General features: G+C 60.4%; 22 protein-coding genes. 9 read left to right on the plus strand and 13 right to left on the minus strand.

Annotation, left to right across the window (positions count from 1 at the left end):
- Nucleotides 1-3 precede the first annotated feature (3 nt).
- The 13 genes from emrB to hypA all read right to left on the minus strand — a co-directional run bounded on the left by emrB (nt 4) and on the right by hypA (nt 14,369).
- Entirely contained in the window at nt 4-1,551 is a 1,548-nt protein-coding gene (emrB, locus tag WFO70_RS15670; RefSeq protein ID WP_337017324.1) for a multidrug efflux MFS transporter permease subunit EmrB, read from the minus strand.
- Nucleotides 1,552-1,567: 16 nt separating this feature from the next.
- A complete protein-coding gene (gene emrA, locus WFO70_RS15675; protein ID WP_337017326.1) occupies nt 1,568-2,743 on the minus strand; it encodes a multidrug efflux MFS transporter periplasmic adaptor subunit EmrA in 1,176 nt (391 codons plus the stop codon).
- A 126-nt stretch (nt 2,744-2,869) separates the two neighbouring features.
- Nucleotides 2,870-3,400 carry a transcriptional repressor MprA gene (gene mprA, locus WFO70_RS15680; RefSeq protein ID WP_032613564.1) on the minus strand — a complete coding sequence of 177 codons (531 nt, stop codon included), beginning with the start codon at nt 3,398-3,400 and terminating at the stop codon, nt 2,870-2,872.
- A 311-nt stretch (nt 3,401-3,711) separates the two neighbouring features.
- Nucleotides 3,712-4,896 (minus strand): MFS transporter, encoded by a 1,185-nt coding sequence (locus tag WFO70_RS15685; protein ID WP_337017328.1) that lies wholly within the window; start codon nt 4,894-4,896, stop codon nt 3,712-3,714.
- Between the two features lie 140 nt (nt 4,897-5,036).
- Complete coding sequence (gene proX, locus WFO70_RS15690) at nt 5,037-6,032, minus strand: glycine betaine/L-proline ABC transporter substrate-binding protein ProX (protein WP_337017330.1); 996 nt, start codon at nt 6,030-6,032, stop codon at nt 5,037-5,039.
- A gap of 9 nt (nt 6,033-6,041) precedes the next feature.
- The gene (proW, locus tag WFO70_RS15695; protein ID WP_337017332.1) at nt 6,042-7,115 is read right to left on the minus strand and encodes a glycine betaine/L-proline ABC transporter permease ProW; all 1,074 of its coding nucleotides are present in this window, start codon (nt 7,113-7,115) and stop codon (nt 6,042-6,044) included.
- Nucleotides 7,108-8,310, minus strand: coding sequence for a glycine betaine/L-proline ABC transporter ATP-binding protein ProV (gene proV, locus WFO70_RS15700; protein WP_337017334.1), 1,203 nt, complete (start codon nt 8,308-8,310; stop codon nt 7,108-7,110). Before proV ends, proW begins: the two co-directional genes overlap by 8 nt.
- Before the next feature lie 317 nt (nt 8,311-8,627).
- Nucleotides 8,628-10,715: a formate hydrogenlyase transcriptional activator FlhA gene (gene flhA / locus WFO70_RS15705; protein WP_337017336.1), complete on the minus strand. Its 2,088-nt coding sequence runs from the start codon at nt 10,713-10,715 to the stop codon at nt 8,628-8,630.
- 30 nt (nt 10,716-10,745) lie between these two features.
- The gene (gene hypE / locus WFO70_RS15710; RefSeq protein ID WP_337017338.1) at nt 10,746-11,756 is read right to left on the minus strand and encodes a hydrogenase expression/formation protein HypE; all 1,011 of its coding nucleotides are present in this window, start codon (nt 11,754-11,756) and stop codon (nt 10,746-10,748) included.
- A complete protein-coding gene (hypD, locus tag WFO70_RS15715) occupies nt 11,753-12,874 on the minus strand; it encodes a hydrogenase formation protein HypD (protein ID WP_337017340.1) in 1,122 nt (373 codons plus the stop codon). The genes hypE and hypD overlap by 4 nt, the downstream gene beginning before the upstream one ends.
- On the minus strand, nt 12,874-13,152 hold the full coding sequence (locus WFO70_RS15720) for a HypC/HybG/HupF family hydrogenase formation chaperone (RefSeq protein WP_337017342.1): 279 nt from the start codon (nt 13,150-13,152) through the stop codon (nt 12,874-12,876). Before WFO70_RS15720 ends, hypD begins: the two co-directional genes overlap by 1 nt.
- Entirely contained in the window at nt 13,143-14,015 is an 873-nt protein-coding gene (gene hypB / locus WFO70_RS15725) for a hydrogenase nickel incorporation protein HypB (RefSeq protein ID WP_337017344.1), read from the minus strand. Before hypB ends, WFO70_RS15720 begins: the two co-directional genes overlap by 10 nt.
- 3 nt (nt 14,016-14,018) lie before the next feature.
- Nucleotides 14,019-14,369 carry a hydrogenase maturation nickel metallochaperone HypA gene (gene hypA / locus WFO70_RS15730; protein WP_337017345.1) on the minus strand — a complete coding sequence of 117 codons (351 nt, stop codon included), beginning with the start codon at nt 14,367-14,369 and terminating at the stop codon, nt 14,019-14,021.
- A gap of 234 nt (nt 14,370-14,603) precedes the next feature.
- On the opposite strand from hypA, the gene WFO70_RS15735 reads away from it, so the two are divergent.
- The 9 genes from WFO70_RS15735 (at nt 14,604) to hycI (ending at nt 22,395) form a co-directional block, all read left to right on the plus strand.
- Entirely contained in the window at nt 14,604-15,062 is a 459-nt protein-coding gene (locus tag WFO70_RS15735) for a transcriptional regulator (RefSeq protein WP_337017347.1), read from the plus strand.
- Nucleotides 15,063-15,138: 76 nt separating this feature from the next.
- Nucleotides 15,139-15,744: a 4Fe-4S dicluster domain-containing protein gene (locus WFO70_RS15740; protein ID WP_337017349.1), complete on the plus strand. Its 606-nt coding sequence runs from the start codon at nt 15,139-15,141 to the stop codon at nt 15,742-15,744.
- Nucleotides 15,744-17,567 carry a formate hydrogenlyase subunit 3 gene (gene hycC, locus WFO70_RS15745; protein ID WP_337017351.1) on the plus strand — a complete coding sequence of 608 codons (1,824 nt, stop codon included), beginning with the start codon at nt 15,744-15,746 and terminating at the stop codon, nt 17,565-17,567. Before WFO70_RS15740 ends, hycC begins: the two co-directional genes overlap by 1 nt.
- A 2-nt stretch (nt 17,568-17,569) precedes the next feature.
- A complete protein-coding gene (locus WFO70_RS15750) occupies nt 17,570-18,493 on the plus strand; it encodes a respiratory chain complex I subunit 1 family protein (RefSeq protein WP_337017353.1) in 924 nt (307 codons plus the stop codon).
- A 15-nt stretch (nt 18,494-18,508) separates the two neighbouring features.
- Nucleotides 18,509-20,218: a formate hydrogenlyase subunit HycE gene (gene hycE, locus WFO70_RS15755; RefSeq protein WP_337017355.1), complete on the plus strand. Its 1,710-nt coding sequence runs from the start codon at nt 18,509-18,511 to the stop codon at nt 20,216-20,218.
- Between the two features lie 12 nt (nt 20,219-20,230).
- Nucleotides 20,231-20,776 (plus strand): formate hydrogenlyase complex iron-sulfur subunit, encoded by a 546-nt coding sequence (locus WFO70_RS15760; protein ID WP_337017357.1) that lies wholly within the window; start codon nt 20,231-20,233, stop codon nt 20,774-20,776.
- Nucleotides 20,773-21,537, plus strand: coding sequence for an NADH-quinone oxidoreductase subunit B family protein (gene nuoB / locus WFO70_RS15765; RefSeq protein WP_337017359.1), 765 nt, complete (start codon nt 20,773-20,775; stop codon nt 21,535-21,537). The genes WFO70_RS15760 and nuoB overlap by 4 nt, the downstream gene beginning before the upstream one ends.
- A complete protein-coding gene (locus WFO70_RS15770) occupies nt 21,537-21,947 on the plus strand; it encodes a formate hydrogenlyase maturation HycH family protein (protein WP_337017361.1) in 411 nt (136 codons plus the stop codon). The genes nuoB and WFO70_RS15770 overlap by 1 nt, the downstream gene beginning before the upstream one ends.
- On the plus strand, nt 21,940-22,395 hold the full coding sequence (gene hycI / locus WFO70_RS15775; protein WP_337017363.1) for a hydrogenase maturation peptidase HycI: 456 nt from the start codon (nt 21,940-21,942) through the stop codon (nt 22,393-22,395). The genes WFO70_RS15770 and hycI overlap by 8 nt, the downstream gene beginning before the upstream one ends.
- Nucleotides 22,396-22,503 lie beyond the last annotated feature (108 nt).

Raw genomic sequence — 22,503 nt, forward strand, 5'->3', positions numbered from 1 at the left:
GGCTTAGTGCGCGCCACCGCCTCCGCCGCCCGCGCCAAACGGCGGTTTGGCGAACCAGATTAGCCCCAACAGCACAATGAACACGCCTGCGGATATCCAGAAGATCTCATTAGCCGAGATAATCAGCCCCTGCGCGGTGATCTGCTGCGCTATCCAGCCCGACGCCTGCTGCTCGGTCATGCCCATCCCCTGCAGCTGGCTGTACACCTCCTGCGCCTGCGGATTGAACACGTTCACCGATTCCGTGAGCTGGGCATGGTGCAGCGACTCGCGGTTGGTCCACATGGTGGTGGTCATCGAGGTACCGATAGAGCCCGCCAGCGTACGCATAAAGTTCGACAGACTGGAGGCCGCCGCCATCCGTTCCGGCGGCAGGCCGGAGAGGGTGATAGTGGTCAGTGGCATAAAGAAGCAGGCCACCGCAAAGCCCTGAATGAACTGCGGCCACGCGGAGGCACCAAAGTCCATACCCGGCTCAAAGGTATAGGCACGCCAGTAGAAGCACACCGCATACATAATGAAGCTGAAGGTCACCAGCCGACGCATATCGAGTTTATGGGCGAAGCGGCCGATAATCGGCGACAGCAGGACCGGGATCACCCCGACCGGTGCCGACGCCAGCCCCGCCCAGGTGGCGGTATAGCCGTAGACCTCCTGCAACAGCTGCGGCAGCAGAACAATCGCGCCGAAGTAGAGCATGTAGGCAAGGCTGATACACAAACAGCCTATGGTGAAGTTGCGCGACTTAAACAGCGACAGATCGACTATCGGGTTGTCATCCGTCAGCTCCCAGACAATCAGGAAGCTCAACGCCACTACCGCCACCACCGTCAGCACGATGATCTCCTGCGAGGCGAACCAGTCCAGCTCCTTACCGCGGTCGAGCATGATCTGCAGACTGCCGATGCCCAGCACCAGCAGCGCCAGCCCCACGCCATCAATACGCCGTTGTTCGGTGCGGGTTTCACGACCGCGCAGCGACTGCAGGGTCAGCAAAACCACCAGCGCGCCAATCGGCACGTTGATAAAGAAGATCCAGCCCCAGTGATAGTTATCGCTGATATAGCCGCCCAGAATCGGGCCGCAGATCGGCGCGACGATCACCGTCATCGACCACAGCGCCAGCGCGACAGAGCGTTTGGCGGGTGGGTAGTTGTTGAGGAGCAGACTCTGCGACAGCGGGATCAGCGGCCCGGCGACAATCCCCTGGATCACGCGGAAGAAGATCAGCATGGTCAGGCTGTTTGACATCCCACACGCCCAGGAGGCAATCACAAAGGCGATGGTGGACCAGAGGAAGAGTTTCACTTCCCCGACGCGCTTTGCCAGCCAGCCGGTGATCGGGATGGAGATGGCATTCGCCACCCCGAACGAGGTGATGACCCATGTCCCCTGGCTCAGGGATGAGCCAAGGTTCCCGGCGATGGTCGGGATCGCCACGTTCGCGATGGTGGAGTCCAGCACCTGCATGAATGTCGCCAGCGACAGCGCAATGGTCATGATGACCAGCTGCGCGCCTTCCAACGGTTTTTGCGGTTTTTGCTGCTGCATAACGCTCACCTTCGGATTAACCGGCGTTCGCCTTCACGATCTCATCGATCAGCTTATTCACGGGCTCAAGGCTGATCTCACGGGCATTACTTTCGTAGGCCGGGTTAGAACGCGCCTGGTTCGCCAGCATCTGACCGTCGCGGTTGGCGGTATCGACCGTCACCAGCGTGGAAAGGCCAATACGCAACGGATGATCCACCAGCTGTTTCTCATCCAGTTCGATACGCACCGGCAGACGCTGAACCACTTTGATCCAGTTCCCGGTGGCGTTCTGGGCAGGCAGCAGGGAGAAGGCACTACCGGTACCCATATCCAGGCCGACAACTTTCCCGGTGTATTTCACTTCATCACCGTAGATATCGCTGACCACCGTGGCGCTCTGGCCGATACGCATATGCGCCAGCTGCGTCTCTTTGAAGTTAGCATCCACCCACAGGTTGGTTGCTGGCACTACCGCCATCAGCGGGGTAGAGGAGCTGATCTGCGCACCAGGCTGCACCGAACGACGGGACACATAGCCGGTCATCGGGCTGACAATCTTGGTTCGCTCAAGGGCCAGCCAGGCGTTGCGCACTTCCGTCGCCGCCTGTTTCACCGCTGGTTGTTGATCGAGAGTCGTGTCCAGCACCATCGCCTGGTTGGCGTTGTACTGCTGGATGGCAACATCGAGCTGGGCCTGCGCGCTGGCGACCGCATCACGGGCGTGTTGCAGCTCTTCACGGCCAATCAGGTTGGCGGTGCCGAGCGGAACACGGCGGTTAAAATCGCTCTGCGCCTGGGCGAGGGCGGTTTTCTGCACGGTGATGTTGGCCTGCAGTTGCTTGCTGTTGATCATCTGCTGACGGGTCTGACGCACGCTCGAGGCCAGCTCGGTCTGTGCTTTTTCAAACGCCTGCTGGGCGTCGGTGGGATCCAGCGTCACCAGCACGTCGCCTTTTTGCACAAAGTCGGTATTGTCAGCCCAGACTTTCGTCACGCTGCCCGACACCTGCGCCATAATCTGAACCTGGTTCCCTGCCACGTACGCGTCATCCGTCTCTTCACTATGACGCAGTACTAAAAACCAATAGATCCCATATGCCACGGCAATAATAATAAAGAGCAAGGTCAGCAGCAGAAGGGCGCGCTTGCGTTTGCCTTTCTTCTTGTTGACCGGTTGCTGCGGGGTTGTGTTCTCCGCATTTGCGCTCATGATTTTCTCCACGATCTTATTATTTCACATCGGCTGCGCCGACCTGTTATCAGAAAGGCCAGCAGTATGCGTGCTGGCCTGTTCGGTTTTCTTATGAATCTGGATTTTCTGGAGCGTGTCGTCGCGTTAGCGCAGCGCCTCGAGAACGGCGCCGTCTTCATCCATCTGATCCAGACGGGTGAGAAGCTTACGGGTGATATGCTCGAGCTGCTCTTTCTCGGTACCACTTAAAGACGACCAGAGTTGATGCAGGCAGTTGTGCTGAGGTGGAAGCACCTCACGCAGGAATTCGTGACCTTTCTCGGTCAGTTGCAGGTGCAGACAGCGACGGTCGTTGTCGCTTTCACGGCGTTCAATCCAGCCGCGCTTTTCCAGCTCATCGGCAATACGGGTTGCATTGGTACGAGACGAACCCAGGGCGCAGCTCAGCTCAGACGGCTGAATGCTGTGGTTTTCCTGAGACTCCAGCGTAATCAACGCCATAAATAACGTCTCGTTAATCCCTTGAGCTTTCAGCATCTTATTGCGATTTTCCAGCAGCTTGCCCTGCATGTGCATGCAGAGACGGGTCAGCAGGATCTCCTGATACGGGAAATCTGCATAGCGACTGGCGCGAAATTTAAGCATTTGTTCAATGGGCGTAAACGAACTATCCATTTGGGCATAACCTCATTAATTACAGCCGATATAGTAACGACAGTGACAAATAATGTAAATGAATTATTTGTGCGGCTAAAATCCATCAGACAAATTTCACCGTCATCAAGAGCCGGGTAGATCCGTGACCCGGTAAGCACAGAAAAGAGGGGATTGCACTGGCAAAACGGGGATGGGTCTTCGGGCGTAAGCTATTCATGCGGTATTCTAATATCCTACCCACATAAAAATTTCCGGAATAAATGATTACGTCACCATAACAGACTGAGGGGCTCCTTAACACCCTGAGGAGCCCCAAACTTATGTAACCCTTATTGAATGGCATCCTGACGATGGTAGCCGCGCCACCAGACCAGCAGGTTAACCAGCGCCATGACCGTCCCGGCCGCACACACGCCCGTCCAGCCGCCATGTTGCCAGGCGTATGCCGAGATGAGTGACCCGGCGGCACCGCCGATAAAGTAGCTGGTCATGTACCCGGCCGTCAGGCGGTTACGCGCATCCGGCTTGACGCGGTAGATCACGGTCTGGTTGGTGATATGCACTCCCTGCACGGTGAGGTCGAGCACCAGGATGCCGACAATCAGCGCCAGCACTGAGACATGTCCGTACCAGATCGCCGCCCAGGAGAGCAGGAGCATTACCAGCCCGACGCTGGTGGTAAGATGCGATTTGCCCTTATCCGCCAGACCGCCCGCAGGACGCGCACCCAGCGCACCGGCCGCGCCCGCCAGGCCAAACAGGCCGATCATCCCTTCGGAATAGTTAAACGGCGGAGAGGCCAGCAGGAAGGCCATCGAGGTCCAGAGAATGCTGAAGTTAGCGAAGGTGAAACAGCCCAGCAGTGCCCGGGTACGCAGCAGTTTATCGCGCGTGAACAGGCTAAAGACCGAGCCCAGCAGCTGAGGGTAGTTGAGATGGGTTTCTGACTTCACCTTTGGCAGGCCGCGCCACAGGGCGAGGGCCATCACCACCATCAGCACCGACGCCACCCAGTAGACGGTGCGCCAGCCGCCGATACCCGCCAGCAGACCGGCGACGGTACGCGCCAGCAAAATCCCCAGCAGCAGGCCGCTCATAATGGTCCCGACCACCTTACCGCGTTTTTCCGGCGAGGCGAGGGTTGCCGCCAGCGGGACCAGGATCTGCGCCACCACCGAGAACAGGCCGGTCAGGGCGGTGCCGAGGATCATCATCGCCAGCGACTGACTGGAGGCGGTGATCAACATCCCCCCGGCGGCCAGCAGGGTCATGGAGACAATCATCGCCCGGCGTTCGAACATATCCCCCAGCGGCACGAGGAATAGCAGGCCCACGGCGTACCCCAGCTGAGCGGCGGTCACGATAAAGCCAGCCGAGCTTGCCGAGAGCGAAAAGTTGCGGGCGATGGTCTCCAGCAGCGGCTGGGCGTAGTAGTTACTGGCGACCGCCAGACCGGTTGCCACTGACATCAGCAGGATAAGTGCGGGGCTAAGCCCTTGATTAGTTTTTGTCATCAGGTTTTTGAAATCATTAGTTGAGTGATTATTTTTTCAGAAACCATAATAACGGATGACGAAGGGAGGCGGGGAGATGTTAAGTGCTGGATTGTGCGGTCTGAACCCTCTCCCAAAGGGAGAGGGAAGTCAGCGAGTACTTACTTCTGCGCGGCCAGCGCCTCATTCACCCACGCATCGAACTGCTGCTGGTGGGCTTTGATCCAGCCGTCCACGTGACCCTGGACATCGGCTTCAGAAGATTTGCCCGCGTGCATCATCGCGTTCTGGGCGTTGATATCCGCCAGCGGGAGCTTCATTACCGAGAACAGCTTCGCCGCCGCCGGGTTTTTCTCCGCCCAGGCTTTGTTGGCAACGATGTGCATGGTGTTCACCGGGAAGCCGTAGTTCATGCCGTTCGGCAGTTTGGTGTCGATGTCTTTCTGCTCGCCCGGCAGGGAGGAGAACGGCACCTGCAGCCAGACCACATCTTTACCCGGCTTCAGCACATCGCTCACCCAGTACGGCGTCCAGGTGTAATAGATCACCGGCTTGCCTTCCTTAAAGCGGGCGATGGTGTCGGCCATCATCGCCGAGTAGTTGCCGTGGCTGACGTCTACGGTTTTCGCCAGGTCGAAGGCTTTGTTCTGGTGGTTAATCACCGCTTCACAGCCCCAGCCCGGGGAGCAGCCCATCATGTCGGCTTTGCCATCCCCGTTGGTATCGAACAGTTTGGCGATCTTCGGATCCTTCAGCTGCTCGATGTTGGTGATGTGATACTGGTCGGCGGTTTTCTTGTCGATCAGATACCCCTGCGCCGCGCCGGTCACGAAGGTGCCTTCGCGGTAGAACTTCTTGTCGCCCCCGGCGGCGGCATACATGTCGTCATGCAGCGGCTGCCAGTTCACGGCGGTAAAAGTGGCATCGCCGGAGGCAATAGAGGTATAGCCCACGTTGTAATCCACTTCGCTGGGCTTGCTGACGGTATAGCCCAGCTTCTCCAGCGCCCGGCTGACCAGCCCGGTCTGGAACGACTCTTCGGAGATGGTGCTCTGTACCGGTTGCACGGTAATGCCTTTGCCCGGCAGATCGGCAGCAAATACGCTGGTGGAGGCAAGGGTGGCAAACGCTGTGGCAAAAATTACGCTATGTCGCATCGTTGTTCCTTATTTTACGAATGGGCGGGTGATTAACCCGACAGGGCCGGTGGTATACCAGCGACGGTTGCCGCGACTGCGTGAATCACGACCGACGGCCTGGGTCAGGCGGTCAAGAATAATGGCGAGGATCACGATCCCGACGCCGCCGACGGTGGCCAGCCCCATATCGAGACGACCAATGCCGCGCAGCACCATCTGGCCCAGACCACCCACGGCGATCATCGAGGCGATCACCACCATCGACAGGGCCAGCATCAGGGTCTGGTTCACGCCCGCCATAATGGTCGGCATCGCCAGCGGCAGCTGGACTTTGAACAGCATCTGGCGCGGGCTGGCACCAAACGAGCGCGAGGCTTCGATCAGGTCAGCAGGCACCTGGTTAATGCCCAGAATGGTCAGACGCACAATCGGCGGCAGGGCGAAGATAATGGTCACCACCACGCCCGGCACGTTGCCGATGCCGAACAGCATTACGATTGGCACCAGGTAGACAAACGCCGGGGTAGTCTGCATCGCATCCAGCAGCGGGCGGATAATTTTGGCCGCCCGCGGACTGCGCGCCAGCCAGATCCCCATCGGCAGGCCAATCACCACGCAGAAGAGCAGGGCGGTCAGCACCAGCGCCAGGGTGATCATCGCCTGCGACCAGGCTCCGATCGCGCCGATCAGGATCAGCGAGACAAGCGTCGCTACGCCCATCCCGGCGCTACCAAACTGCCACGCAATCAGCGAGAACAGCACGATAGCCATCGGGGCCGGCATCCCCAGCATCAGCTGCTGGAAGCCGTTGAGGATATAGTCCACCGGCACGCGAATGCCCTGGAACACCGGGCGGAAGTGCGTCACCACCCAGTCGATCCCTTCGGTGACCCAGCTGTCGAGCGGGATCAGGGTTTTATGGAACGGATCCATAATGTTGAAGTGTTCTGGCGCAGGCGCCGGGGCGCTGGTCAGCCAGTCTGCCGCGCCGCTGTCGGTTGGCGCGGGTGCTGCCGTTGTGGAAGAGCCCCACGCGTCAGCGGATTGTGCCGCGCTGTCGGCGGCCTCGGTGGTGCCCCACGGGTTAGATTGATCAGCCATTGTTTGCCCCCTCGCGATCTAAAGCCTGCAGCAACATGCGTTTTGAGATGATGCCGACGTACTGTTGTTCCTCTCCAACCACCGGCACCGCACAGGGTGCCTGGCCAACGTGGGAGAGCAACTCGCTGAGCGGCGTTTCGGCGTCCACGGCAAGCGGAGCGTCGATTAACGCCGCATCGATACCCAGATTTTCGCCAAGGGCGGTTTTCAGGGAGTCGATGGAAACAACGCCGACAAATTTATTGCCGCGTTCAACCAGATAACCGTATTCCCGGTCTTCGTCCTGCAACAGCTTCAGCGCCGAGCGCGGGCCGAAACCTGGCGTTTTACGGATAATGCCGTTCGGGGATCGGCGGGCAATATCTTTGGCGCTGAACACCTGGCTAATATCCACGCCGCGGAAGAAGGTGCGCACATAATCGTTGGCCGGATTATTGAGAATTTCATCCGGCGTCCCTACCTGCACCACTTCGCCATTTTGCATAATGGCAATACGATCGCCAATTCGCATGGCTTCATCAAGGTCATGGGAAATAAAGACAATAGTGCGCTGATGCCGCGACTGCAGTTTTACCAGCTCATCCTGCATCTCGGTACGAATTAAGGGATCGAGCGCCGAGAAGGCTTCGTCCATTAATAATATATCGGGGTTGATCGCTAATGCGCGGGCTAATCCGACGCGCTGACGCATCCCGCCGGAAAGTTCATCCGGGTACGCATGGGCGTAATTTTCCAGCCCCACCTGACGCAGCGCATCCAGCGCTTTTTCCTGGCGCTCACTGGCCGGTACGCCCGCTAATTCCATGCCAAACGCGGTATTGTCCAATACCGTCATGTGCGGCATCAGGGCGAACGACTGAAACACCATCGCGATCTTTTTTCTGCGCACCTCGCGGAGTTCGGCGTCCGATATTCTGGCGATATCCACACCGTCAATCAGCACCTGCCCGCGGGTGGGTTCAATCAGGCGATTGAGAAGGCGAACCATAGTGGATTTACCCGAACCGGATAACCCCATGATGACAAAAATCTCGCCTTCTTCAATGGCCAGACTGGCGTCTTTAACGCCAAGCGACAGCCCGGTTTTTTCCAGAATTTGTTCTTTTGACAGACCTTTTTCAATATATTTGAATGCGCGCTGCGGGTGCTCGCCAAATACCTTATAAAGATTCTTAACTTCTAATTTAATTGCCATGCAATAAAGAATGTCCCGTTATTTATTTATGTCGATATCATTACCAGTGAATATAATTAACCGGCCATACCCTAACATACTCAGAATCTGAGACAACCCTGTATTGGCTTGTGGCATGATTTTTGCCGCGCGCGAAACGGCGCAATTTCCCATGAGATAAGGGCTGAGCGCCGTCTGAATTTTTCTTGAGAAATGTCTTAATGTGGCGAAATTTGCGGAGGGAAAACAAAAATGGCGGCGAATATGACAGGGAAATAGCACCCCAAAATCCTGAGCATTATATTCCGCTCATCCGGGTGATATTTCCCTCCTGCATCTTACAAAATGGCGTTCTTATCGATCCCCAGGCGCTTCATGCGCGACAGGAGCGTGGTGCGCTTCAGCCCCAGTCGTTTGGCTGCCCCTTTTGGCCCGGCGATCACCCCGTTGGTCTCTTTCAGCACCCGCATAATGTGTTGATATTCCTCCTCGCCTTCGCGGATCGGACTGACTGCCGCCTCCGGTGCCGCGGCGCTGACAAAGCGCGGGTAGTCGATATCCGGCAGCGACAGTTGCAGGACGTTGCCGCGGGTGAGGAGCACCGCGCGCTCAATCACGTTTTCCAGCTCGCGCACGTTGCCCGGCCACTCCATCTTGCTGAGCTGACGCAGCGTATCTGCCGGGATGCTGTCGATATTGCGCCCCAGACGGTGGGCGATCTTGAAGGTGAACGACTTCACCAGCAGGGGGATATCTTCCGGACGTTCCCGCAGCGGTGGCAGGAAGATCGGGAACACGTTGAGCCGGTAGTAAAGGTCGCTGCGAAACTCACGATCGGCGACCATTTGCGTTAAGTCGCGGTTAGTGGCGGCAATAAGACGCACGTCGGTGTGAATGGTGCGGTTGCTGCCGAGACGCTCAAACTCCTGCTCCTGGAGCACGCGCAGCAGCTTCGGCTGCAGCTCAATGGGCATGTCGCCCACTTCATCGAGGAACAGCGTGCTTTTGTCCGCCAGTTCAAAGCGGCCAATATGCTGGGCGCTGGCGCCGGTAAAGGCTCCGCGCTCGTGACCGAAGAGATCGCTTTCCAGCAGCCCGGCGGGCATTGCCGCACAGTTCATCTTCACCATCCGGCGCTCGCTGCGGCCGCTCAGGTTATGAATGGCGCGGGCAATCAGCTCTTTACCGGTGCCGGTCTCCCCCAGGATCAGCACCGTGCTGTTGCTGTGGGCCACCATCTCCACCTGCTTCATCACCGTCATCATCGGCGAGCTGCGGCCAATGATTTCGCCAAAATCGGTGGCGACGTTGTTGATCTGCTCGGTCAGGGCGAGGTTCTCGTCGATCAGCCGCTCCTTGAGGTGGCTGATCTCGCGGTAGGAGAGGGCGTTATCCACGGCAATGGCGATACGTTCGGCGATCTGGTTCAGCAGCTCCAGGTTTGAAGGGGTAAAGACCTGGGCCTTGCACTGGGCCAGCTTCAGGGTGCCGAGGATCCGATCGCGGAAAATTAAGGGGAACAGGCACAGGGTCTGATCCTGTTCACCCCACATATCAAACAGCATACGTTCGTAGGGGGCGTGCTGATCGCGGCTGTGCAGGTTCAGCATCAGCATCTTTTTGCTATGCATCACTTTTTCAGACAGCGTGCCTTTCTCGTCCACCTCGCTCTGATCGTACAGCGGCGCGTTTTTATCCAGGTAGTGGGTGGAGTAGACGAGGAGTTTGCCCTTGCGCTCGCTGCGCAACACCATGCTGATGGAGTCGATGCTGAAGTTGCGATGGATCTCCCGGGAGACCTCCGTCACCAGCTCATCGAGGTCGAGCTTAGACAGCACCGCGTTAGTGATGGCGACCAGCAGGCGAAAGTCGTTACGTTCCCGGCACAGCACCTCATAGCTGTCGCTGTTATTCTGCCGAGCCATGATCTGCTCCACCGCCAGACCGGCCGCCTGGGTCAGGGTTTGCACTTGGGTAAAGTCGCTGTCGCTCCAGGGGCGATCGCTGTCGCGCAGAAACTCGCAGCCACCGAAGATCCGTCCGTCGGCCGCCAGCGGCGTCAGGCAGTAGTGGGCAAAAGAGGGATAGAGATCCAGCCCGGCCAGCGCGGGCCAGGTCTCTTTAAAGGTCTCCGCCGGACAGTGCAGCACGTCCGGACGCGACAGCATACGGCGGAAAGGTCCGTTCGCCAGCAGCGGCTCATCTTCACAGCGGATATCCCGATCCTGCGTGTCGGTGCCGTACAGACAGACACGACGCTGCTCTGACTGCCAGAGCAGAATAGTGGCGCGATCGGCCAGATTCATCTGCCGGGCATGCCAGGTCAGCGACCGCGCCAGGGCGCAGAGATCGGGCTGTTGCAGCAGGGTGCGGGTAATATCGAACAGTCCTTGATCGAGGGGATCGTTCGTGGGTGTATACGACATGCGTGATATCCAGAAAATGAGAGTCTGCTGTCAGCAAATACGCGGCAGCGGTTCGGCATGCGGCAGGTTAAGGGTGCGCTTCACGCCGTAAAGTCCGGTGAGTCGGACGCCTTTACGCTCGACCACTTCACCGATGATGGCGGCATCCTGGCCCAGAGGATGTTGACGTACTAAGCCTAGCACGCGCTCCGCTTCCTGGCGGCTAACGACAATAACCAGCTTGCCTTCGTTGGCAAAGTTGAGCGGATCCAGCCCCAGCAGCTCGCAGGCACCGCGCACGGCGGGCTTCACGGGGAGCGCCCCCTCCTGTAATTCAATGCCAAAGCCGCTGCTGGCGGCAAATTCATGGGCGACGGCATTGACGCCGCCGCGGGTGGCATCGCGCAGGGCTTTGATGCCTGGCTCCGCCCGCAGGGCCTGAATCAGCGGCGTCAGGACGGCGCAGTCGCTCTGCAGATCGCCATCAAGGCCTAAACCTTCGCGCAGGTTGAGGATGGTCGCACCGTGATCGCCCAGGGTGCCGCTGACCAGCAGCACATCGCCGACCGCAATCTGGCGCATGCCCCAGTTTACCCCCTCGGGAATCGAACCGATACCGGCGGTGTTGATAAACACCTTATCCGCCGCGCCGCGCGGCACCACTTTGGTATCGCCGGTGACGATGCTAATACCCGCCGCCGCGGCCATGGCGGCCATGCTGGTCACGATGCGTTCCAGCGTTGCCATCTCCAGCCCCTCCTCAAGGATAAAGCCGCAGGAGAGCCAGCGCGGGATCGCCCCGCTGACCGCCACGTCGTTAGCCGTGCCGCAGATCGCCAGCTTGCCGATATCGCCCCCGGGGAAGAACAGCGGGTCAATCACGTAGCTGTCGGTGGAAAAGGCCAGCCTGTCGCCCTGGGCGGTGAGTTCGTGCAGGGGAATGCGGGCCTGATCTTCCTGCTCGTTCAGCAGCGGATTGGCGAAGGCGCGCATAAAAAGCGCGCCGATCAGCTGCTGCATGGCCTGGCCGCCGCTCCCGTGGGCGAGGGTTATCTGTTTCAACTTTCACACTCCTGAGAACGGTACTGATACCAGGCGCTACACGCCCCTTCCGATGACACCATCAGAGCGCCAAAGGCGCTTTGCGGCGTGCACTTGTTACCAAACAGCGGACACTGGGCCGGTTTACAGCGCCCGGTCAGAACCGCGCCGCAGCGTGCCTCAGGATCGTCGCAGATGTCTTGCGCACGGGTGCTGAAGTGGCGCTCGGCGTCAAACTGGCGATAGGCCCCGGTAAGATGCACCCCGGAGTGGTCGATGACCCCCAGCCCGCGCCATTCGCTTTCACCTTCGATGCTAAACACCTCGGCCATGGCGGCCTGCGCCACGGGATTACCCGCTTCCGGCACGATGCGACGGTACTGATTTTCCACCTGGCTGACGCCAGCGATTTTCTGCTCCACCAGCATCAACACCCCCTGCAGCAGATCCACCGGTTCAAAACCGGCCACCGCCAGCGGGCGCTGATGCTCACCGGCAATAAAATCGTAGGCGTGGGTGCCAATCACCATGCTGACGTGCCCCGGCGCGAGAAAGGCGTCGATGCCGTTTTCCGGCTGTTCGAGCAGGCTTTTCAGCACCGGGATCAGGGTGATGTGCTGGCAGAAAAAGAAGAAGTTCTCCACGTTAGCGGCCTTCGCCTGGCGCAGGGTCAGGGCGGTGGCGGGCATGGTGGTTTCGAACCCCAGGCCGAAGAAGACCACTTTACGGTCCGGGTTGTGCTGCGCCAGCTTCAGCGCGTCGGCGGGGGAGTAGATAATCCGCACATCCGCGCCGCGCATCCGGGCATCCAGCAGGGAGCCGTTTTTACCCGGCACCCGCATCGCATCCCCGAAGGTACAGAAGATCACCTCCGGGTGGCTGGCGATCTCAATGCAGGTGTCGATCCGCCCCATCGGCAGGACGCACACCGGGCAGCCGGGGCCGTGAATAAACTCGATGTTCTCCGGCAGAAGCTGGTCGAGGCCGAACTTAAAGATGGCATGGGTGTGTCCGCCGCAGACCTCCATAATCCGCAGCGGGCGCTGGGGGGTATAAGGTAAGGCTGCGGCGCGGGTTTTCAGCGTCTCGATCAGCTGCATCACCTTCTGCGGGTCGCGGTATTCGTCAACAAAGCGCATCAGCGGGACTCCTCGCCAAACAGCAGCGGGCCCACGTCCGGCTCAACGTCAAACATATTCTGTAGCGCGGCGAGGGTGTCCAGGGCCTCCTCTTCATTAATCACGCTCATGGCGAAGCCGACATGGACTAACACCCACTGGCCGAGACGGCTGTTGCCGTTTTCGTCGTGGGCACCAACCAGGGTCAGATCCACATCGCGCAGCACGCCGCAGACCTCAACTTTGGCCTGCATCCCCTCCACGATGGCACTGATTTTACCGGGAACGCCTATGCACATCGCTGCGCCTCCAGCCAGTCAAGCCAGGCGTCCATTCCGTCGCCGCGCGTGGCGGAGACCAGCAGGATCGCGATATCCGGGTTCACTTCCCGGGCGGCGGCGAGGCATTTCTCCACGTCAAAATTCAGGTACGGCAGCAGATCGACCTTGTTGAGCAGCATGAGGGAGGCCGCGGCGAACATATGCGGATATTTCAGCGGTTTGTCTTCGCCCTCGGTGACGGAGAGCACCGCCACCTTGTGACGTTCGCCGAGATCGAAGCTCGCCGGGCAGACCAGGTTGCCAACGTTCTCGATAAACATGATCCCGCCCTCACTCAGCGGCAGGCGCTGCATCGCGTCATGGATCATCTGCGCGTCCAGATGACAGCCTTTACCGGTATTGACCTGGATCGCCGGGGTGCCGGTGGCGCGGATCCGCTCGGCGTCATTCACGGTCTGCTGATCGCCCTCGATCACCGCGCAGGCGACGCGCTGCTGTAAGCGCTTTAAGGTCTCGGTCAGCAGGGTGGTTTTACCGGAGCCGGGGCTGGAGACCAGATTCAGCGCCAGCTGGTTCCGGGCGCTGAACCGCTGGCGGTTACGTTCGGCGAGCTGATTATTTTTGCTCAGCACGTCGAGCTCAATCTCGACCATTTTGCGCTGGCTCATTCCCGGCGCGTGCGTGCCTGCGGCCCCCTGGCCGTAATCAAGCTGGCCCGGCTGCTGTTCGGTGGGCGCAAACTCCCTGCCGCCAATGCGCGTGACCTGAAACGTCTGGCGCGGAGCCGGAGAGAAAGGGGCGCTGCGAAAAGCGGAATGGGCATTCCGCTCGTCACCTTCTATATAGAGGTTGCCGTGGGCGCAACCGCAGGTGGTACACATGATTTACTCCTGTTCAATTTCCAGACGCGTGATGTGCAGTCCGTCGTCGGCGACGATATTCAGACTCGCGCCGCCGCACTGTGGGCAGCGGCGAACGCGGTGGGTGAGCAGCTGGACATACTGCTGGCAGTCCTGACACCAGCATTCCGCCTGCTGCTCTTCGAGATGCAGCCCGCAGCCTTCCGCCAGGGTGCCGCGGCACACCAGCTCAAAGCAAAATTCCAGCGCGCTGCTTTCCACGCAGGAAAAAGCGCCGACGCGCAGCCAGACATCCGTCACCCGCTTCGCGTGATGCTGATGGGCCTGTTGTTCGATCAATTCCAGCGCCTGCTGGCAGAGGGTGATTTCGTGCATTGTGCTATTCCCGGTGAATTCATGTGGGTTAAAGCAATATTGATGCCAGCTTTTAGCGAGGAGCAGGGGCGGGGTAACACGCAACCCTGACAAAGATGACGAAATGACATGTCATTTTTTGTGATCTGGCAGGCGTTAAAAAATAATGCTGTACAAAATCAACTAGTTAAAAAATGGCATGAAATGTGCTTAGTGATGCCAACTCTTTACATATGACGCATCAGGTACATCACCATGACACTTAACGAATTGAGCGAAAAAGCCAATTTTATTGCCGGGCAGCAGCGTGTGCTCCGTTCCCACTGGAACCACTACGGCAATTCCCTGGTTCAGGCCATCACCCTCTCTAAAGCCAGTCTGCACCTGAGCGTGGGCTGCAACAACGACAGCGGGCTCGGCTTCTGGCTGTTCGACCACTTCCTGATCCGCGTGACACCTGAGCAGGCGTTCAACGGGCATATTTTCAATTACACCATTGAAGCGCGGGACGACGAGGCGAGCGTGTTGATTGGTCGCGCCCGTCTGGGGGATGACGGAATGCTGGACGGCACCATCCACATCGACCAGCGCGAGGCGGTGTTCAACCATTTCCTCGGCAAAATCAACGGCGTGTATAACGCGCTGTATGAAGCCACCGAACGTGGCGAATCGCTGACCCTGGCGACGCTCGCGCAGAATCACGCTGCCGTCTGAATTCGATGTCGTCAGGTGTCGAAAATGACACTTCCGCCATTTTTCGTCAAAAATGACTATCACCAGAGGAAACCAGGTGAATCGTTTTGTAATTGCTGATCCCACGCTCTGTATCGGGTGCCATACCTGTGAGGCCGCCTGCTCAGAAAACCATCGCCTGCATGGCCTGCAAAGCCAGCCGCGACTGAAAGTGATGCGCAACAGCCAGGACTCTGCGCCGCAGCTGTGCCATCACTGCGAAGATGCCCCCTGCGCCCAGGTGTGCCCGGTCAATGCCATTACCCGCATTGACGGCGCTATCCAGCTCAATGAAAGCCTGTGCGTCAGCTGCAAGCTGTGCGGGATTGCCTGCCCGTTTGGGGCCGTTGAGTTTGCCGGCAGCCGCCCGCGGGCCATTCCTGCCAACTGTAATACCAGCAAGGCCCCGATGGCCGCCCCGGCACCCGCCCGCGTCAGCCCGTTCCTCGACTGGGTACCCGGCGTCCGCGCCATCGCGGTGAAGTGCGATCTCTGCGCCTTCGACCCGGACGGCCCGGCGTGCGTGCGCACCTGTCCGACCAAATCCCTGCGTCTGATTAATAACGCCGACATCGCACGCGCCAGCCGGAACAAGCGCGAACTCACCCTGCATACGGATCTGGGCGATCTGTCGCTGTTCCAGTCGCAACAAGGAGAGCTTTGATGAACGCCTTATCGTTAATTAACCAGGGGCTGGCGTGGTATGTCATCAGCGCGGTGCTGGCCCTTATTTTTTGCGCCCACCGGCCCCTCAGCGGCGCAATCGCCGGGATTGGCGGGGCGATAGCCAGCGCCATGACGGTGGGGGCAGGGGCGATGGCGCTGCTCTCCCCGCAACCCCTGCACGCGGAGATGGCCTGGCTGCACCTCGGCATGCAGATGACCGGTATCCGGGCGATTTGGCTGATCGCCATCGGCCTGCCCGCCTGCCTGATCAGCCTGTTTAACATCGCCTGGCACCGCCACCCGCAGGCGAAAGCCAACGGCCTGCTGACCAACCTGCTGATGGCCGCCGCCGTGGCCGCCATCATGGCCGATAACCTCGGCTGGCTGGTGGTGATGGCCGAAGTGATGGCCCTCTGCGCCGCGTTTCTCACCGGCTGCGCCCAGTCCGGCAAGCTGTGGTTTGTGCTGGGGCGTCTGGGGACCCTCCTGCTGGCTATCGCCTGCTGGCAGGCGTGGAGCTTCTACGGCACCCTCAACTTCGGGGCGATGAGCGCCCTGGCGACCGCCCAGGCGCCGGGGGCCAGCGTCTGGCTGCCGGGGCTGGCGGGCTTTGGCCTGCTGGCCGGGGTGATCCCGCTGCACGGCTGGGCTCCGCAGGCCCATGCTAATGCCAGCGCCCCCGCGGCGGCGCTGTTCTCCACGGTGGTGATGAAGGTCGGTCTCTACGGCATGCTCACCGTTGCGCTGAGCGGAGCGTTACCGCCCCTGTGGCTCGGAGTGCTGCTGCTGGTGATGGGGATGCTCACCGCCTTTATCGGCGGGCTGTACGCCCTGATGGAGCACAACATCCAGCGCCTGCTGGCGTACCACACCCTGGAAAACATCGGCATCATCCTGCTCGGCCTCGGGGCGGGCGTCACCGGTATTGCGCTGCACAGCAACCTGCTGATTGCGCTTGGCTTTACCGGCGGCCTCTACCACCTGATCAGCCACGGGCTGTTTAAAACCACGCTGTTCCTCGGCGCGGGCGCGGTGTGGTATCGCACCGGCCATCGCGACATCGAGAAGCTCGGCGGCATCGGCAAAAAAATGCCGCTGATCTCGCTGGCCATGCTGGTGGGGCTGATGGCGATGGCAGCCCTGCCGCCGCTGAACGGCTTTGCCGGAGAGTGGGTGATCTATCAGTCCTTCTTTAACCTCGGCACCCACGACGCCTTCGTTGCCCGTCTGCTGGGGCCGCTGCTGGCTACCGGCCTGGCGATCACCGGCGCGCTGGCGGTGATGTGTATGGCGAAAGTCTATGGCGTCACCTTCCTTGGCGCACCGCGCACGAAGGAGGCGGAAAACGCCTGCTGCGCGCCCTGGCTGATGAGCGCCAGCACCGTGCTGGCGGCGCTTTGCTGCGTGGCGGGCGGCGTGGCGGCCCCATGGTTACTGCCGATTGTCAGCGGTCTGTTCCCGGTCAGCGGCGGCGAGATGTCCACCGTGTCGCAACCGATGATCACCCTGCTGTTGATCGCCGGTCTGCTGCTGCCGTTCATCCTGATGGTGCTGCTCAAAGGCGACCGCCTGGCGAACCGCTCCCGCGGCTTTGCCTGGGTCTGCGGCTACGATCACGAAGCCGCGATGGTCATCACCGCTCACGGCTTTGCGATGCCGGTAAAAGAGTCCTTTGCCCCGGTGCTGAAGCTGCGTAAGTGGCTCAACCCGGTGCGCTTTATCCCCGGCTGGCAGTGCGACTGCACCGCCGTGTTGTTCCACCGTATCGCCCTGATTGAGCTGGCGGTGCTGGTGGTTGTTGTTATCTCCCGAGGAGCCTGAGCATGACCCTCATCTTTGCTGTGATTCAGGCGCTGGTGCTGTTTGCCGTTGCGCCGCTGCTGGCGGGCATTACCCGCGTGGCGCGTGCCCGCCTGCATACCCGTCGCGGGCCGGATATCTTCCAGGAGTACCGGGATCTGATCAAACTCCTGGGCCGTCAGAGCGTGGCCCCGGCGGCCTCCGGCTGGGTCTTCCGCCTGATGCCCTTTGTGATGGTGGCGGTGATGTTCGCCATTGCCACCGCGCTGCCGGTGATCACCGTGGCCTCGCCGCTGCCTGCGCTGGGAGATCTGATCACCCTGATCTACCTCTTCGCTATCGCCCGCTTCTTCTTCGCCATTGCCGGGCTTGATACCGGCAGCCCGTTCACCGGGATTGGCGCAAGCCGTGAAGCGATGCTCGGCGTGCTGGTGGAGCCGATCCTGCTGCTGGGGCTGTGGGTTGCCGCCCAGGTGGCAGGCAACACCCACATCAGCGCCGTGACCGCGACCATCTACCACTGGCCGGTGGCGCACTCCCTGACGCTGGTACTGGCGCTGTGCGCCTGCGCCTTCGCCACCTTTATTGAGATGGGCAAGCTGCCGTTTGACCTCGCCGAAGCCGAGCAGGAGCTGCAGGAAGGCCCGCTGTCGGAGTACAGCGGCGCGGGCTTCGCGCTCCTCAAGTGGGGCATCAGCCTGAAACAGCTGGTGGTGCTGCAGATGTTCGTCGGGGTGTTTATCCCCTGGGGACAGATGACGCAGTTCTCCGCCGGCGGCCTGCTGCTGGCGATCGTCATTGCGGTGGTGAAGCTGGTGGTGGGTGTGCTGGTGATCGCCCTGTTTGAGAACAGCATGGCGCGCCTGCGCTTTAACGCCACCTCACGGATTACCTGGACCGGTTTCGGTCTGGCATTTTTAGCTTTCGTCTCCTTGCTGGCGGCGTGACTGTAGAGAATAACCATGTCTGAAGAAAAAGTTGGTCAACACTATCTCGCCGCACTGCACCAGGCCTTCCCGGGCGTGGTGCTGGATGAAGCCTGGCAGACCAAAGATCAAATCACCGTGACGGTGAAAATTAACTACCTGCCGGAAGTGGTCGAGTTCCTGTACTACAAGCAGGGCGGCTGGCTGTCGGTGCTGTTTGGCAACGACGAACGCCAGCTCTGCGGCAGCTACGCCGTCTACTACGTGCTGTCGATGGAGCAGGGCACCCGCTGCTGGCTCACCGTGCGCGTGGAGGTCGATGCCGACAAGCCGGAGTTCCCGTCCGTCACCCCGCGCGTGCCCGCGGCAGTATGGGGCGAGCGCGAAGTGCGCGACATGTACGGCCTGATCCCGGTTGGCCTGCCGGACGAGCGTCGTCTGGTGCTGCCGGACGACTGGCCGGACGAACTCTATCCGCTGCGTAAAGACAGCATGGATTACCGCCAGCGCCCGGCCCCGACCACCGATAAAGAGACCTACGAGTTCATTAACGAACTCGGGGACAAGAAGAACAACGTGGTGCCGATTGGCCCGCTGCACGTCACCTCCGATGAACCGGGCCACTTCCGCCTGTTCGTTGACGGCGAGAACATCATCGACGCCGACTACCGCCTGTTCTACGTCCATCGCGGCATGGAGAAGCTGGCCGAAACCCGCATGGGCTACAACGAAGTGACCTTCCTGTCGGATCGCGTCTGCGGCATCTGCGGCTTTGCCCACAGCACGGCCTACACCACCTCGGTGGAGAACGCGATGGGGATCGTGGTGCCGGAACGCGCCCAGATGATCCGCGCCATCCTGCTGGAGGTGGAACGCCTGCACTCGCACCTGCTGAACCTCGGCCTGGCCTGCCACTTCGTTGGCTTCGACTCCGGTTTTATGCAGTTCTTCCGCGTGCGTGAGACCTCCATGAAGATGGCGGAGATCCTCACCGGGGCGCGTAAAACCTACGGCCTGAACCTGATCGGCGGCATCCGCCGCGACCTGCTGAAAGAGGACATGATCGCCACCCGCCTGCTGGCCCAGCAGATGCGCCGCGAGGTGCAGGATCTGGTGGACATCCTGCTGAGCACGCCGAACATCGACCAGCGCACCGTGGGCGTGGGGCGTCTCGACCCGCAGATCGCCCGCGACTTCAGCAATGTCGGCCCGATGGTGCGCGCCAGCGGCCACGCCCGCGACACCCGCGCCGATCACCCGTTTGTCGGTTACGGCCTGCTGCCAATGGAGGTCCACACCGAGCAGGGCTGCGACGTGATTTCCCGTCTGAAAGTGCGCATTAACGAGGTCTACACCGCCCTGAACATGATCGACTTCGGCCTCGACAACCTGCCGGGCGGCGAGCTGATGGTGGAAGGCTTTACCTATATCCCGAACCGCTTTGCGCTGGGCTTCAGCGAAGCGCCGCGCGGGGATGATATCCACTGGAGCATGACCGGCGACAACCAGAAGCTGTGGCGCTGGCGCTGCCGGGCGGCCACCTACGCCAACTGGCCGACCCTGCGCTACATGCTGCGCGGCAACACCGTCTCCGACGCGCCTTTGATTATCGGCAGCCTCGATCCGTGCTACTCCTGCACCGACCGCATGACGGTGGTGGATGTGCGCAAGAAGAAGAGCAAGGTGGTGCCGTACAAAGAGCTGGAACGCTACAGCATTGAACGCAAGAACTCGCCGCTGAAATAACCCGGAGCACCCATGTTTACCTTTATCAAAAAAGTGATCAAAACCGGCACGGTGACGGAGTCCTATCCTCTCCAGCCGATTGCGGTCGACAAAAATATGCGCGGCAAGCCGGAGCACGATCCTAAGCAGTGTATCGGCTGCGCGGCCTGCGTGAACGCCTGCCCGTCGAATGCCCTGACGGTGGAGACCGATCTGAAAAACGGCGAGCTGTTCTGGCAGTTCAACCTGGGGCGCTGCATTTTCTGCGGCCGCTGCGAAGAGGTCTGCCCGACCACCGCCATCAAGCTCTCCCAGGAGTATGAGCTGGCGGTGTGGAGCAAGGCCGATTTCCTCCAGCAGTCGCGCTTTGACATCTGCCACTGCCGGGTGTGCGAGCGCCCGTACGCGGTGCAGAAAGAGATCGACTACGTGATCGAACTGCTGCGCCACAACGGCGATAAACGCGCGGAGTCTCACCGGGAGAGTTTTGAGACCTGCCCGGACTGCAAGCGCCTGCAAGGGCTGACCCCTTCGGACAAAATCCATCTGACCCGTGAGATGAAGGAAGCGACACGATGAGCGAACTGTTAGGGCCACGTAACGAACAGGGGATCCCGGTCCCGGTGACGGTGGATGAGTCCATCGCCAGCATGAAGGCCTCGCTGCTGAAAAAAATCAAACGCTCGGCCTACGTCTACCGCGTCGACTGCGGCGGCTGCAACGGCTGCGAGATTGAGATCTTCGCTACCCTGTCGCCGATTTTTGATACCGAGCGCTTCGGCATCAAGGTGGTGCCATCCCCGCGCCACGCCGACATTCTGCTGTTTACCGGGGCAGTCACCCGCGCGATGCGCTCCCCGGCGCTGCGCGCGTGGGAATCCGCCCCGGATCCGAAAATCTGTATCTCCTACGGCGCGTGCGGTAACTCCGGCGGCATCTTCCACGACCTGTACTGCGTCTGGGGCGGCACCGACAAAATCGTCCCGGTGGATGTCTATATCCCCGGCTGCCCGCCGTCGCCTGCAGCCACCCTGTACGGCTTTGCCATGGCGCTGGGGCTGCTGGAGCAGAAGATCCACGCCCGCGAGCCGGGGACGCTGGACAACCAGCCCGCGGAACTGCTGCACCCGGAGATGGTTCAGCCCCTGCGGGTGCGCATCGACCGCGCCGCACGCCGTCTGGCGGGTTACCGCTATGGCCGCCAGATCGCCGACGACTTTATGCGTCATCTGCTGGAAGGCGACAAAAGCGTGGCGGCCTGGCTGGCGCGGGAGAACGACCCGCGTCTGAACGAGATCGTCGGCAACCTCCTTGAGGTGGTCGGGCAGGAGCGCATCTGATGAGCGAAACCGTGGTCTTCAGCCAGCTCAGCCGCAAGTTCATTGACGAGAATGACAACACCCCCGATGACGCCCAGCAGGTGATCTACTACGGGCTGGCCATCGGCCACCATCTGGGGGTTATCGACTGCCTGGAGGCGGCGTTGACCTGTCCGTGGGAGGCGTATCTGGACTGGATCGCCACCCTGGAAACCGGCAGCGAGGCGCGGCGCAAAATGGAGGGCGTGCCGCGCTACGGGGAGATCGTCATCGACGCGAATCATATTGTGATGTTGGCCAGCGCCTTTGATGCCGCGATGGCGCGGCAGACAGCGCAGCAGCAGACGTGGAGCCGGGCGATGCTCGGCATGCTCCACGCCATTCACCAGGAAAACGCCATCTATCTGATGGTTCGGAGGCAACGTGACTGATGTATTACTCTGCGTCGGCAACAGCATGATGGGCGACGACGGTGCCGGTCCGCTGCTGGCCGAGATGTGCCGCGAAGCGCCGCGCGGCGACTGGGTGGTGTTCGACGGCGGCAGCGCCCCGGAAAATGACGTAGTGGCGATCCGTGAGCTGCGCCCGGCGCGTCTGCTGATTGTTGATGCGACGGATATGGGGCTCAACCCCGGCGAAATCCGCCGCATCGACCCGGACGACATCGCCGAGATGTTTATGATGACGACGCACAATATGCCGCTGAACTACCTGGTGGATCAGCTGAAGGGGGATGTGGGGGAGGTGGTTTTCCTTGGCATCCAGCCGGATATTGTGGGGTTTTATTATCCGATGACGGAGAAGGTGAAAGCTGCCGTCGAGAGGGTTTATGAAAGTCTGCCAGACCGGGATGGGGTGCTGGTCTTTGGGGAGTTGTAGCGCGTAACCACGAAGTTACCTCTCTGGAAATGCCCGGTGGCGGCTAGCGCCTTACCGGGCCTACGAAATATGCGTCATTTGTTGATATCCTGGGTTTTGTAGGCCGTG

The organism is Leclercia sp. AS011, assembly GCF_037152535.1.
GTDB lineage: Bacteria > Pseudomonadota > Gammaproteobacteria > Enterobacterales > Enterobacteriaceae > Enterobacter.